This is a genomic window from Sphingomonas pruni NBRC 15498 (genome assembly GCF_001598455.1).
Lineage (GTDB): Bacteria > Pseudomonadota > Alphaproteobacteria > Sphingomonadales > Sphingomonadaceae > Sphingomonas > Sphingomonas pruni.
Map to the genome: position 1 here is coordinate 16,675 of NZ_BCYZ01000009.1, position 12,638 is coordinate 29,312.

Sequence of the window (12,638 nt, forward strand, 5' to 3'; positions counted from 1 at the left end):
CACATCTTGCGGGAACCTCGCTCTTCGCCGATGAACATTCATCGGCCGGCGGCAGAACGACATGAATGAAGCGGCGCTCAGGAAGATCGTCATCGTCGGCGGAGGTTCCGCGGGGTGGATGGCTGCCGCGATCCTCGGCCACTTTCTTCCCCCGCCTGCCTGCGAGATCGTGCTGATCGAATCCGACGAGATCGGAATCGTCGGCGTGGGCGAGGGCACGGTGCCCCTGATGACCCATTTCAACGGGCTGCTGGGGATCGACGAGCGCGACTTCGTCGCGGCCACCAACGGTTCGTTCAAGCTCGGCGTGGAGTTCCGCGATTGGGGCGAAGTCGGCAATTCGCATTTCAACGGCTTTGGCGATTACGGCGATACGATCGAGGGGATCTCGCCGCACCATCACTGGCTCAAGCTCCATCGCTTGGGCGACCCGCGACCGATCGAGGATTGGTCGATGCCTTGGGCCGCCGCCCGGCGGGGGCGCTTCGCCCCGGCCGAGACGCTGCCGGCCGAAGATGCGTTCTTCAAGCACGCTTATCATTTCGACGCCACGCTCTACGCCCGCGTTCTTCGCGCCCATTCCGAAACCCGCGGCGTGCGTCGCCGCGAGGGCCGTATCACCGGCGTCGATCTCGATCCCGAGTCCGGCTTCGTCAAGAGCGTGACGATGGCCGATGGCGAGACGATCGGGGGCGATTTCTTCATCGATTGCTCAGGCTTCGTCGGGTTGTTGATCGACAAGGCGCTCGGCATCGGCTTTCGCGACTGGTCGAGCCTGTTGCCCTGCGACCGCGCGGTCGCGGTGGGATCCGAGCCGGTCGAGCACCTCACGCCGTTCACGCGCTCGACCGCCAAGGCGGCGGGCTGGCAGTGGCGCATCCCGCTGCAGCATCGCACGGGCAACGGCCATGTTTATTGCAGCGATTTCATCTCCGACGACGAAGCGGCGGCGACGCTGCTCGAAGGGCTCGACGCGCCAGCCTTGGGCGAACCGCGCCTGCTCAGGTTCAAGACCGGGCATCGCCAGCGTTTCTGGGAAAAGAACGTCGTCGCGGTCGGACTGGCGGCGGGGTTCATGGAACCGCTCGAATCGACCAGCATCCAGCTGATCCAGACCGCGCTCGCGCGCGTGATCGAGTTGATTCCGGATCGGCGGTTCGACCCGGTGATGATCGAGGAATATAACCGGGTCACCCAAGCCGAGTGGGAGCGGATCCGCGATTTCCTGATCCTGCATTATTGCCCGACCCGGCGGTCCGAGCCGTTCTGGCGGCACTGTGCGCAGATGCCGATTCCCGACACGCTCGCCTATAAAATCGCGGTCTTCGAAAGTTGTGGCCGCGTCGCCTTGTTCTCCGAGGAATCGTACCAGGAACCCAGTTGGGTGGCCATCTTCCTGGGCAACAACATGCTCCCGCGCCGCTACGATCCGTTGGTCGACCGGCTGCCGCTCGAGCACCTGCGCGGCGGCATGAACCAACGCGCCAATGCGATCGCACGCGCCGCCGAGCATATGCCCGTGCAGCGCGCGTTCATTGCCAGTTGCTGCGCGGCGCAGGCGGCATGAACGAAACGCCCGCCCCGATCCGCTCGATCGTCATCGCCGGTGGCGGCACCGCGGGTTGGATGGCGGCGGCCGCACTGTCGCTGGCGATGGGCGCGAGCGACTGCACCATCACGGTGGTCGAATCCGAGGAGATCGGTACTGTCGGGGTCGGCGAGGCGACGATCCCGCCGATCCGGCTGTTCAACGGCATGCTCGGGATCGACGAGAACGAGTTCGTCCGGGCGACCGGCGGCACGTTCAAGCTGGCGATCGAGTTCGTCGACTGGACCAGGCTGGGGCATCACTATTTCCACCCGTTCGGCCGGTTCGGCGACGATTTCGGCATGACCGCATTCCACCAGCAATGGCTGCGCTGCCGCGCGGCGGGGAACGATGCACCGCTCTCGGCCTTCTCGCTGACCGAGCAGGCGGCCTTGGCGGGGAAGTTCGACCGGCCACCGGGATCTCCCGGCGTCTTCTCGACCTTTTCCTATGCCTATCATTTCGATGCCTCACTCTACGCGCGCTTCCTGCGACGCTATGCCGAGGCGCGCGGGGTCACGCGGATCGAAGGCAAGATCGCGGACGTCCGGATTGGGTCTGAAAGTGGGCTGATCGAGCGGCTGACGCTCGACGATGGGCGTGAGGTCGCGGGCGAGCTGTTCATCGACTGCACTGGCTTTCGTGGGCTGCTGATCGGCCAAGCGCTGGGCGAGCCCTATGAGGACTGGAGTCGCTGGCTGCCGTGCAACCGGGCATTGGCCCTTCCGAGCGAACGATTGGCCGATCTGCCTCCCTTTACCCGTTCGACCGCGCGCGGCGCCGGCTGGCAATGGCGCATTCCGCTGCAGCACCGGACGGGCAACGGTCATGTCTATTGCAGCGACTTCATCTCCGATGACGAGGCGGCACGCGTTCTGATCGAGGATATCGGTGCCGCCGCCACCGGCGACCCACGCCCGCTGCGCTTCACCACCGGGCGCCGCCGCAACACCTGGGTCGGGAATTGCGTATCGCTGGGGCTCGCCTCGGGCTTTCTCGAGCCGCTCGAATCGACCAGCATCCACATGATCCAGACCGGCATCACCAAATTGCTCGCCTGGTTTCCCGATCGCGGCTTCGATCCCGTCAGCCGCGCCGAATATAACCGCCAGGTCGGCGCCGAATATGAGAGCGTGCGCGACTTTCTGGTGCTCCATTACAATCGCGTCGAGCGCGACGATTCCGATTTCTGGCGGATGTGCCGCGCGATGGAGATTCCCGACACGCTCGCCGCAAAGATTGACGCGTTCGAACGCACCGGGCGGTTGCTCGATCGGGGCAAGGATCTGTTCGAGGCGCCGAGCTGGCTTGCCGTGCTGCTCGGGCAGGGCGTGACGCCGCGTGCCTACGACCCGATGACGCTCGCAGTGCCGGAAAACGACGCACAACGCGTGCTCGCGGCGATGCGCAAGGTGATCGCCGACACCGTGACGCAGATGCCGTCGCAGGCCGCGCATATCGACCGCCATTGCCGGATGCCGGCGGGCCAGGCGTGAAAGGAGACTGGAGATGAGGATCGCACTTCCCCTCGCGGCGCTGCTGGCAATAACCGTCCCTGCCGCCGCGCAGGACGTCGCGCCGGTTGACGGCAAGCCCGGCACCGACATCGTTTCCGCCGGCACGATCGGCGACGTCCATGTGGTCGCCGAGACCACTTTGGCCAAAGGCCGCCTTGTGCTCCATGTCGTCGCGGTCAACCGCGGCAAGGCGAACGCCCCGTTCGGGCCGGAAAACATTGCGCTCGCCGCAGCCGACGGCACCGCTATCGCACTCCTTCCGCGCGACAGGCTCCTCGCCGAGGCCGGTGCCCCCGGGCCGGTCGCCGGCAGCACCGCTTCGTCGGGCTATGCCGCGCCAACGCTGTCGACCAATGGCGCCGGCCAGCTCGATACGACCGGTTATACCGGTGGGATGGGCGCCGTGTCGGCGAGCGGCGTGCCCCAGGATACGCTCGATCGGTCCCGGGCAGCGCCGCCGAAGGTCGATGTCGGCAAGCTCGACGAAGTATTGCTCAAGCAGGTCGAGGTGAAGCCGGGCGCCGTTGAGGGCGGGCAGGTGGTGAGCGACAAGCTCAAGCTGCGCGGCGACCGCATCGTGGTCGTGACCGTGAATTTCGCCGGCGAACGCCATATCGTTCGCCTGCCTGCGCCCAAGAACTAGAGTGCGCACGCCGGCGGCGCTAAGCGCGGGACCTTGGCAGGCAGGGCTCCTTCCCGAATTGGGCGGCACGATCGCCTATCTGACGCGCGATGGCCGCGACGTGCTGCGGCGCGCGCCGGATGGTGTCGATGATCCGCTTGAGACCGGCTGCTTCCCGCTCGTCCCTTATGCCAACCGCATCGCGCATGGACGCTTCTTCTTCGCCGGCGAAACGTTTCGGCTGCCGCTCAACTTCGGCGACCATCCGCATAGCCTGCACGGCATCGGCTGGCAGTCGCGCTGGACGCTACGCATGGAGGGGAGCGCCGACGCGGTGATGGACTTGCGGCATGCCGGCGGCGGCGGCTGGCCCTGGCCGTTCCGCGCCGAGCAGCGCCTGGCACTGGACGATGATGGCCTGACGATCAGCCTGGCGCTCGCGAATGAGGGTGATCGGGCGATGCCCGCGGGCCTTGGCCTGCATCCCTATTTCCCGCGCGACGCCTCGACGCGGCTGACGATGGCGGCGGAGCGGATGTGGGAAGGCGACGAGACGATGATCCCAACCCGGACGGTCGCCGCCGGCACGTTCGGTGACTGGCGCGCGGGCGCGGGTTTTCCCGATCGCCTGATCGATAACAGCTTCGATGGCTGGACGGGTCAGGCCGTGATCGACGGCGCGGGCGGCGTCACCCGGATCGGTGCGATCGGCGCGCGCGCCGTCCATCTCTACGCACCGCCGGGCGAGCCCTTCTTGTGCGTCGAGCCGGTGTCGCATCTGCCCGATGCGCTCAACCAAGGTTTCGCGATCGATACGCTCGAGCCAGGCGAGACGCTCACGCTGACGATGCGCATCACGGACTGAGCCATGACATTGCGATCGATCGTCCTCGGCGTCGTGCTGGCGCTTGCGTCGCTGACGCCCGCCGCGGCCCGCGGCCCGGCGCCGGCGCCTTATCGCTGGACCAACGTGACCGTCGGAGGCGGAGGGTTCGCGCCGGGGATCGTGTTCAGCCCGGTCGTCCGCGGGCTTGCCTATCTGCGCACCGACATGGGCGGTGGCTATCGCTGGGAGGACCGCGCCGGCGTCTGGGTGCCGCTTATGGACGGTTTCGCGCAGGGCAGCTTTTTCGGCGTCGAGAGCATCGCTCCCGACCCGGTCGACGCCGATCGTGTCTATGCCGCGGTCGGCATGTATGCGCGCGATCCTGCGGCGATCCTGCGCTCCGACGATCGCGGCGCACATTGGACGATCGTGCCGGTGCCGTTCCGCATGGGCGGCAATGAGCCGGGCCGCGGTCTCGGCGAACGGCTCGCGGTCGATCCGCGTCACCCGCGCTCGCTGTTGTTCGGCTCGCGCCACGACGGATTGTGGCGGAGCGACGATGCCGGTGCGCATTGGCGGCGCGATACCGCCTTTCCTTATGCCGGCGGCGGTTCCCCCGCCCCGAGGACGACGCATCCGGGCATCGCGTTCGTGCTGTTCGATCCAACGTCGCCGCGCATATTCGCCGGGATCGCCGATGCCGGCGGCGCCGGGTTGCTCCAGTCCAATGACGATGGCGCGCACTGGGTGCGGGTAGCGGGCGGGCCGGAAGGGCTGGTGCCGGTCAAGGCTGCGCTCGACGGCGCCGGACGGCTCTACGTCACCTGGGCCGACGGCATCGGCCCGAGCGGCGTGACGCGCGGCGCGATTTGGGCTCTGGAGCGCTCCGGCACGTTCCATGACATCACCCCCGAGCGCAGCGCCGCGGCACCGCCGGGAGGCTATATCGGCATTGCCGCCGATCCCGCGCGCGACGGCGTCGCCTATGCCTCGACCTTCAACCGCTGGAAACCGGGCGACACCTTGTGGCGTACCGCCGATGGCGGCCGGCACTGGACCGACCTCGGTCCGCTCAGCCGTCGGGACACAAGCGCGACGCCGTTCCTCAACTGGGGCCGGCCGGAGGCTGCCCTCGGACATTGGATCGCCGGGCTGGCACTGGACCCGTTCGATGCCGGACGGCTGGCCTATACGACCGGCGACACCGTCTATGTCACTAACGACGCTCCCAAGCCTGCGTTGCTCTGGATGCCCTGGACCAAAGGCGTGGAGCAGACGGCGATCATCACGCTGACCAGCCCGACCGCTGGTGCGTCTTTGGTGTCGGGCTTCGGCGATCTTGGCGGGTTCGTGCATCGCGACCTTGGTCGTTCCCCACCGGGCATGTTCCTGTCGCCGCGTAACACCAACACCAATACGCTCGATTATGCCGGCCGCGACGGGCTCGTGCTGGTGCGCAGCGGCAATGTCCATGACGGGCAGGCGGTCGAGGCCGGCCTCGGTTGGTCCGATGATGGCGGTGCAAGCTGGCATCCGCTGCGGACGCCGCTGTGGAACGATGGGTATGGTCGGGAAGCGGAAGGCAAGGCGCCGATCGCCGTCTCGGCCGACGGCCAGCGTTTCTTCGTCGCCGCGGAGCGTCCGTTGCTGACGCGTGATCGCGGCAAGAGCTGGGTCGAGATCGCGGGGTTGCCCGGCAATATCCGGATCGTTGCCGACAAGGTCGATGCGCGGCTTGCCTGGGCGATCGATCCCGATAGCCGCCGGATCTTCGCCAGTGTGGATGGCGGCGAGCATTTCGCGCCGATGGCGACACGCGGCCTGTGCCCCGATTTGTCGCTCGCGCGTCCCCGTAACCGCGAAAGCCAGTCCGCCTTGGTCGCTTCGCCGTTCGCACCGGGCGACTTGTTCATACTATGTGGTACCGAACTTTACCGCAGTCGCGACGGTGGCCCAACCTTCCAGCGGCTCGCGCCAGAGCTCGATATAGCCTTGTTCGGCTTGGGGCTCGGCAGCTCGCCCGCAAGCCCTGCTGTCTATGCCGTCGCCACGCACGCCGGAAAGACCGGCATTTGGCGATCAGCCGACGGCGGCGCGCGCTGGTCGCGGATCGACGATGATGGGCACCGCTGGGGCGGCAGGTTCCGCGTCATTTCGGGAGATCCGCGCCGCCGTGGCCGCGTCTATCTGGGAACTGACGGCCGGGGCATCTTCTACGGCGACCCAGCGCGCTGATCAGGCGGCGGCCGCCGGTCGAAAGGCGAATTCGGCGAGCGTCCCGGCTTTCATCTCGATCGAATAGCCGGGCGCTTCTGGCACGCGATAGGCGCCGCCTTCCACCATTGTCGGGGCGACGAAATGCTCGTGGAGGTGATCGACATATTCGGCGACGCGGCCGTCTTTCGTGCCGGCGAAGCAGAGATAGTCGATCATCGCCAGATGCTGGACATATTCGCACAATCCCACGCCGCCGGCATGCGGACAGACCGGCAGATCGTATTTCGCCGCCATCAGCAGCACCGCCAGCACTTCGTTGACGCCACCCAGCCGGCACGCATCGATCTGCACCACGTCGATCGCGCCACGCATCATGAATTGTTTGAACAAGATGCGGTTCTGGCACATTTCCCCGGTCGCGACCTTGACCGGCGCGATCCCTTCGCGAATGCGCCGGTGCCCTTCGATATCGTCGGGGCTGGTCGGTTCTTCGATGAACCAGGGCTTGGCGAAAGCGAGCCGACGGACATGCGCGATCGCCTCCTCGACTTCCCAAACCTGATTGGCGTCGATCATCAGCTGGCGATCCGGCCCGATCGCCTCGCGCGCCAGAGTCACCCGGCGGATATCCTCTTCCAGCGAGCGACCGACCTTGAGTTTGACGTGATTGAACCCCGCGGCGACCGCTTCGTGGCAGAGCCGGACCAATTTATCATCTGAATAGCCCAGCCATCCGGCGGATGTCGTGTAGCAGGGATAGCCGTTCGCCTTGAGGTCGGCGACCCGCGCCGCCTTTCCCCCCGCGCGCTCGGTCAGCAACGCTACCGCTTCCTCGGGTGTGATGCAGTCGGTGATATAGCGGAAATCGATCAGCCCGACGATCTCTTCGGGACTCATCTCGCCGATCAGCCGCCACAAGGGCTTGCCGGCCTGTTTCGCCAGCAGATCCCATACCGCATTGACCACGGCGCCGGTCGCGAGATGGATCACGCCCTTTTCCGGCCCGATCCAGCGGAGCTGGCTGTCGCCCGTCACGTGCCGCCAGAAGCGCGCGCCGTCGGCCCGGATCCAGTCCAGGTCCAGCCCCTCGACCAAAGGCGCCAGTGCCTCGATCGCGGCGCAACAGATATCGTTGCCGCGGCCGATCGTGAAGGTCAGGCCGTGGCCGGTGAGGTCGGGCCGGTCGGTCTCGAGGATGCAATAGGCGGCCGAGTAATCGGGATCCGGGTTCATCGCATCCGAGCCGTCGAGCTGCGACGAGGTCGGGAAACGGATGTCGAGCACACGAAGCTTGACGATGCTGGTCATGGCGTTCGCGTTCTGCCCCCGAGGTGTTGCCGACCGATGTTTTGCTGGTGTAGTGTATTTTCATATGTGCCAATTGCCGCCGGTGCAAGTGCGCTTTACGGCTTTTGGGCGCAAGCCGGCGCGGAAGCGGCTGTCAGGAGGGAAATGTGGAAAGTAGCGATCCACCCATGTCCGCGGCGGGCACCCGGCGCTTTTGCTACGCGCTCGACCTGATCGACGACGCAGCGCTGATCGCCGAATATGAAGCGCGCCATGCGCCCGGGTCCGCTTGGCCCGAAGTGGTCGCGCATATCCGCGCGCAGGGCGCCGAGCATGTGGAGATCTGGCGTGCGGGCGATCGCCTGATGATGATCGTCGAAGCGGTGCTCGACTATCCGCGGCCGCTTCCCGCTCCGCCCGAGATCGACCGCTGGGAACGTCTGATGTGGCGTTTCCAGCGCCCGCTACCGTTCGCGCCCGCCGGTGAGAAATGGGTGCGGATGACACAGATCTTCGACCTGGACGCGCAATGACCGGACTGACATTGCCCCCGATCGGTTTCGGCACCGCTCCGCTCGGTAATCTCTATCGGCCCGTCGATGACGAGACGGCCGAGGCGACGATCACCGCCGCCGTCCGGGCCGGGCTGCTTTATGCCGATACCGCCCCTTATTACGGCTTCGGACTGGCGGAGACGCGTTTGGGCCAGGCGATCGCCGGCAACCGCGACGTCGTAATCTCGACCAAGGTAGGCCGAGTGCTGGAGCCGCTGGCCGGGTCCGCCGAACGCGAGCGCCACGGTTTCGTCGACGCGCCCGCCCTCGCGCCCGTCTATGACTATTCGCGCGACGGCATCTTGCGGTCGCACGAGGCCAGCTTGAAACGGCTGGGCCGCGATCACATCGATATCCTCTATGTCCACGACATCGGGCGCCGCGTCCATGGGGCAGCCCATGACGCCCGAATGAGCGAATTGCTGGACAAGGGCGGCTTCGCGGCGCTCGAGGAACTCCGCGAGCAGGGAGCGGTGTCGGCGATCGGGGTCGGCGTCAACGAGACGGCAGTGTGCCTCGAACTGATGGAACACGTGTCGCTTGATATCATCCTGCTCGCCGGCCGCTACACCTTGCTGGAGCAAAGCCCGGTCGACGAGCTTTTCCCGCGCTGTGCGGCCACCGGAACCGCGCTGGTTCTGGCCGGCGTCTACAATTCGGGAATCCTCGCGCTAGGGGCAGACGCACCCGCCGCGCATTACGATTATGCAGGCGTGCCGGAGGCGATCCGCCAGCGCACGCGTGCGATCGAGCGGATATGCGCGGCGCATGACGTCGCCTTGCCCGCCGCCGCGTTGCAGTTCGTCCTTGCCCACCCTCAGGCGGCGAGCGTGATCATCGGCCTCGCCAGCGCCGATGAGGTGCGGGCGACGATGACCAATATCGCCGCGCCCGCCCCCGACGGGCTGTGGAGCGATCTGAAAGCGGCGGGCTTGCTGCGGGCGGATGTGCCGGTGCCCGCGACGACGGAATAAAGCGGGATCGGCAGCTCAGACGCGGCTGTCGCCCTCGACCAGTTGTTCGGAAATCGCCTCCGCCGCCTTGCGCACCAACGCTGCCGTCTCGCGCGCGGACACCGACGGCAGGATCTTCTTCAGATAGGGAACGGTGAGCGCCGCCGCCGCGCTGCCGCCGCGCATAATGGGTGCGGAAATGTCGGTGATCCCGGCGACGAAATGGCTTGGTGTGTGTTCGACATGGCGTTCAGCGATTTCGTCGGCGCGGGCGCGCAACGCCGCCATCTCGGCTTCGGGAATCGGCGGGTCGAACATCGCTTCCCAACGGCGGCGCACGTCCTTGGGCTGATGCGCGTAGAGGATCATCCCCGACGCCGTCTGCATCAGCGGTCGGCGATAACCGACGCGGACCGAAAAACCGATCTGCTCGCCCGATTCCATCCGCGCCACGACCACCATCTGCCCGCGCGTATGCAGCGCGAGGTGACACGACTGGCCGATCTCGAGCGCGAGCTGACGCATCACCGGTAAGGCGATTTCGATCAGGTTGGCGGTGCGCGGCTGCTGCATGCCGAGTGAGAACAGCCGGTCGGTCAGGCGATAGCCGTCCTGGGCCGGATCCTGTTCGATATAGCCGCGCTGTTCGAGGACCTGTACCATGCGGAACAGCTCGCCGTGGGAGCGGCCCAGCGCATGGACGATTTCGGTCAGCGTCATCGCGTCGGTTTGGGCCGCGAGCAATTCCAGCACGTCCAGGCCCTTTTCGAGCGCCGGTGCGCGGTACCGCGAATCTCCGCCGCGATCCTCATCGTCAGCCATCGTTAACGTCCTCGCCCCTTCATGGCTGTCTTTGGCATGATGGCTTCCTCGCGTCGATCCATCTATCTTTATTCACTAGTAAAAAACATCTTTATCAGCAGAAAAATTGCTCTAGGTTCTCAGCTATAGATCGAAGCGAATACGCTCGTATTGTGCTGCGGATCGACGGGAGGGGATTGGTATGAGCGACGAACCTCCGGTGCCGACGACACGCCTGCTGCCTTTTGCGCTGATCGTCGCATTGTTCTTCCTGTGGGGAATCGCAAACAATCTCAACGATATCCTGATTGCCCATTTCAAGAAGCTGTTCGTTCTCGGCGACCTGCAAGCCGGTCTCGTCCAATCGGCCTTCTATCTAGGATATTTCTGCCTCGCCATTCCGGCCGCCTTGTTCATGCGCGCTTACGGCTATCGCGCTGCGGTGTTGCTCGGCCTGTGCTTCTACGGCGCCGGTGCATTATTGTTCTGGCCGGCAGCCAGCCTGCAGAGCTATCCGTTCTTCCTGGCCGCCTTGTTCGTCATCGCCAGCGGCCTTTCGTTCCTCGAAACGTCGGCCAACCCGCTCATCGCACGGCTCGGACCGCCGGAGAGCGCGGCGCGCCGGCTCAACCTCGCCCAGGCGTTCAACCCGCTCGGCTCGATCACCGGGATCGTCATCGGCAGCCAGTTCATCCTGTCAGGCGTAGCGCACAGCCCCGCCGAGATCGCCGCGATGCTGCCGGACGTACTGGCCCGGTGGCGCGCGGGCGAAGCCGCTGCAGTCCAGCTGCCCTATCTGCTGATCGGCCTCGGCGTGCTCGCCTGGGCAGTGCTGATCCGGTTGACCGCTTTTCCCGTGATCGCGACGCAGCGCGACGTCGAGGAAGATGTCGGCGCCCTCGACGATTTTCGCGCCCTGCTCCGCGATCCTCGCATCCTGCTCGGCGTTCTGGCGCAGTTCTTTTATGTCGGCGCGCAGGTTGGCGTGTGGAGCTTTCTCATCCGTTACGCCGAAGTCGCCGTGCCCGGCACGCCCGAGCGCGTCGCGGCGGGCTATCTCACCATCTCGCTCGTCACCTTCATGGCGGGGCGGTTCGTCGGCTCGGCGCTGATGGGCGTAGTGCGCGCGCCGTCGCTCCTCGCCATTTTCGCGGTGGCGGGCGCCTTGCTGTGCCTCTTCGCGACGATCGCGGGAGGCATGGGCGGTATCATTGCGCTGATCGCGTCGAGTTTCTTCATGTCGATCATGTATCCGACCATCTTCGCCGAGACGGTCGAAGGCCTCGGAGCGCGGACCAAATCTGCCGCCGCGCTGCTGGTCATGGCCATTATCGGAGGAGCGGTCTTTCCCGCAGTGATGGGGTTGGTGTCCGATCGTACCGGGTCGATGGTCAACGCGATGGCTGTGCCGGCCTGCTGCTTCCTCGTCGTGCTCGCCTTCGCATCAAGGGTGCGGAAGCCTGTGTGATCGACGCCCATGTCCATCTCTGGCGGATCGGCGAGCATGGCTGCACTTGGCCACCCGCCGACCTCGTCGCGATCCATCGCGATGTCGAGCTGGCCGAGTTGCGCGCGCTGGCGGTCGCCAACAGGATCGAGGGCGTCGTGCTGGTCCAGAGCCAGGATAATGCCGTCGACACCGAGTGGCTGCTGTCGCTTGCCGATGATCCGCTGGTGTTGGGAATAGTCGGCTGGAGCGATCTGCGCGGCACGCTCCGGTCGCACCCCAAGCTCAAGGGTCTGCGCCCGATGGTGCAGGACCTTGCTGCGGACTGGTATGACGATCCTGCGATCGAAGCCGCCCTGATGGCCATGGCCGATCGCGGACTGGTGCTCGACGCGCTGGTCCGTCCGCGACACCTGGCCGCATTGCGTCGTTTGGCGGCGCGGCATCCGGCGCTGCCGATCGTCATCGATCATGCCGCCAAACCCGATGCCGGCGATCTCGCCGGATGGGAAGGCGCGATGCGCGCGATCGCCGAACGGCCCAATGTCGCGTGCAAGGTGTCGGGGCTGGTTACCGAACCCGGTCTGACACCCCGCCTCGACGAGGTCGCGGAGATAGTGATCGACGCATTCGGAACGGACCGCCTGATCTGGGGGAGCGATTGGCCTGTCCTCACCTTGGCCGAGGATTATGCGGCCTGGCTCGATCGGGCGCAGGGCCTGATCGCGGCGAGCGACCGGGGCGCAGTGTTCGGCGGTAATGCACAACGTATCTACGCCCTTTCCGGTAATTCCACCTCTTCCTGACAACGAAACGGCGCGCCCGG

11 protein-coding genes are annotated in these 12,638 nt (G+C 66.0%); 9 read left to right on the forward strand and 2 right to left on the reverse strand.

Features of this window, described 5'->3' with window-relative positions; all coding sequences use genetic code 11:
- The first annotated feature begins 61 nt into the window (after nucleotides 1–61).
- Genes SPR01S_RS04140 through SPR01S_RS04160 form a run of 5 tightly spaced genes read left to right on the forward strand, consistent with a single transcriptional unit; the run spans nucleotide 62 to nucleotide 6,788 of the window.
- On the forward strand, nucleotides 62–1,567 hold the full coding sequence (locus SPR01S_RS04140; protein WP_066585357.1) for a tryptophan halogenase family protein: 1,506 nt from the start codon (nucleotides 62–64) through the stop codon (nucleotides 1,565–1,567).
- Nucleotides 1,564–3,084 (forward strand): tryptophan halogenase family protein, encoded by a 1,521-nt coding sequence (locus SPR01S_RS04145; protein WP_066585532.1) that lies wholly within the window; start codon nucleotides 1,564–1,566, stop codon nucleotides 3,082–3,084. The genes SPR01S_RS04140 and SPR01S_RS04145 overlap by 4 nt, the downstream gene beginning before the upstream one ends.
- Nucleotides 3,085–3,097: 13 nt before the next feature.
- On the forward strand, nucleotides 3,098–3,748 hold the full coding sequence (locus SPR01S_RS04150; protein ID WP_066585360.1) for a hypothetical protein: 651 nt from the start codon (nucleotides 3,098–3,100) through the stop codon (nucleotides 3,746–3,748).
- Nucleotide 3,749: 1 nt separating this feature from the next.
- Nucleotides 3,750–4,592 carry an aldose 1-epimerase gene (locus tag SPR01S_RS04155; RefSeq protein WP_066585362.1) on the forward strand — a complete coding sequence of 281 codons (843 nt, stop codon included), beginning with the start codon at nucleotides 3,750–3,752 and terminating at the stop codon, nucleotides 4,590–4,592.
- Nucleotides 4,593–4,595: 3 nt separating this feature from the next.
- The gene (locus tag SPR01S_RS04160) at nucleotides 4,596–6,788 is read left to right on the forward strand and encodes a WD40/YVTN/BNR-like repeat-containing protein (RefSeq protein WP_245661859.1); all 2,193 of its coding nucleotides are present in this window, start codon (nucleotides 4,596–4,598) and stop codon (nucleotides 6,786–6,788) included.
- Here the strand turns inward: SPR01S_RS04160 and SPR01S_RS04165 are convergent, their stop codons facing one another.
- The gene (locus SPR01S_RS04165) at nucleotides 6,789–8,078 is read right to left on the reverse strand and encodes an L-fuconate dehydratase (RefSeq protein ID WP_066585363.1); all 1,290 of its coding nucleotides are present in this window, start codon (nucleotides 8,076–8,078) and stop codon (nucleotides 6,789–6,791) included.
- 146 nt (nucleotides 8,079–8,224) lie between these two features.
- Here SPR01S_RS04165 and SPR01S_RS04170 point away from each other — a divergent pair, with 146 nt between their 5' ends.
- Together SPR01S_RS04170 and SPR01S_RS04175 are read left to right on the forward strand one after the other, a co-directional pair.
- Entirely contained in the window at nucleotides 8,225–8,590 is a 366-nt protein-coding gene (locus SPR01S_RS04170; protein WP_245661860.1) for an L-rhamnose mutarotase, read from the forward strand.
- Nucleotides 8,587–9,585 carry an aldo/keto reductase gene (locus SPR01S_RS04175; protein ID WP_066585370.1) on the forward strand — a complete coding sequence of 333 codons (999 nt, stop codon included), beginning with the start codon at nucleotides 8,587–8,589 and terminating at the stop codon, nucleotides 9,583–9,585. Before SPR01S_RS04170 ends, SPR01S_RS04175 begins: the two co-directional genes overlap by 4 nt.
- Nucleotides 9,586–9,600: 15 nt before the next feature.
- Here SPR01S_RS04175 and SPR01S_RS04180 read toward each other — a convergent pair whose 3' ends face one another.
- Complete coding sequence (locus SPR01S_RS04180) at nucleotides 9,601–10,386, reverse strand: IclR family transcriptional regulator (RefSeq protein ID WP_066585373.1); 786 nt, start codon at nucleotides 10,384–10,386, stop codon at nucleotides 9,601–9,603.
- A 181-nt stretch (nucleotides 10,387–10,567) separates the two neighbouring features.
- On the opposite strand from SPR01S_RS04180, the gene fucP reads away from it, so the two are divergent.
- Together fucP and SPR01S_RS04190 are read left to right on the forward strand one after the other, a co-directional pair.
- Entirely contained in the window at nucleotides 10,568–11,833 is a 1,266-nt protein-coding gene (gene fucP, locus SPR01S_RS04185) for an L-fucose:H+ symporter permease (RefSeq protein ID WP_066585376.1), read from the forward strand.
- Nucleotides 11,830–12,618, forward strand: coding sequence for an amidohydrolase family protein (locus SPR01S_RS04190; protein WP_066585379.1), 789 nt, complete (start codon nucleotides 11,830–11,832; stop codon nucleotides 12,616–12,618). Before fucP ends, SPR01S_RS04190 begins: the two co-directional genes overlap by 4 nt.
- Nucleotides 12,619–12,638 lie beyond the last annotated feature (20 nt).

Bases quoted from the DNA above. Each gene is read 5' to 3' on its own strand.
- fucP (WP_066585376.1), top strand. From the start codon at position 10,568: ATGAGCGACGAACCTCCGGTGCCGACGACACGCCTGCTGCCTTTTGCG.
- SPR01S_RS04150 (WP_066585360.1), top strand. From the start codon at position 3,098: ATGAGGATCGCACTTCCCCTCGCGGCGCTGCTGGCAATAACCGTCCCT.
- SPR01S_RS04175 (WP_066585370.1), top strand. From the start codon at position 8,587: ATGACCGGACTGACATTGCCCCCGATCGGTTTCGGCACCGCTCCGCTC.
- SPR01S_RS04165 (WP_066585363.1), bottom strand. From the start codon at position 8,078: ATGACCAGCATCGTCAAGCTTCGTGTGCTCGACATCCGTTTCCCGACC.
- SPR01S_RS04140 (WP_066585357.1), top strand. From the start codon at position 62: ATGAATGAAGCGGCGCTCAGGAAGATCGTCATCGTCGGCGGAGGTTCC.
- SPR01S_RS04180 (WP_066585373.1), bottom strand. From the start codon at position 10,386: ATGGCTGACGATGAGGATCGCGGCGGAGATTCGCGGTACCGCGCACCG.
- SPR01S_RS04145 (WP_066585532.1), top strand. From the start codon at position 1,564: ATGAACGAAACGCCCGCCCCGATCCGCTCGATCGTCATCGCCGGTGGC.
- SPR01S_RS04160 (WP_245661859.1), top strand. From the start codon at position 4,596: ATGACATTGCGATCGATCGTCCTCGGCGTCGTGCTGGCGCTTGCGTCG.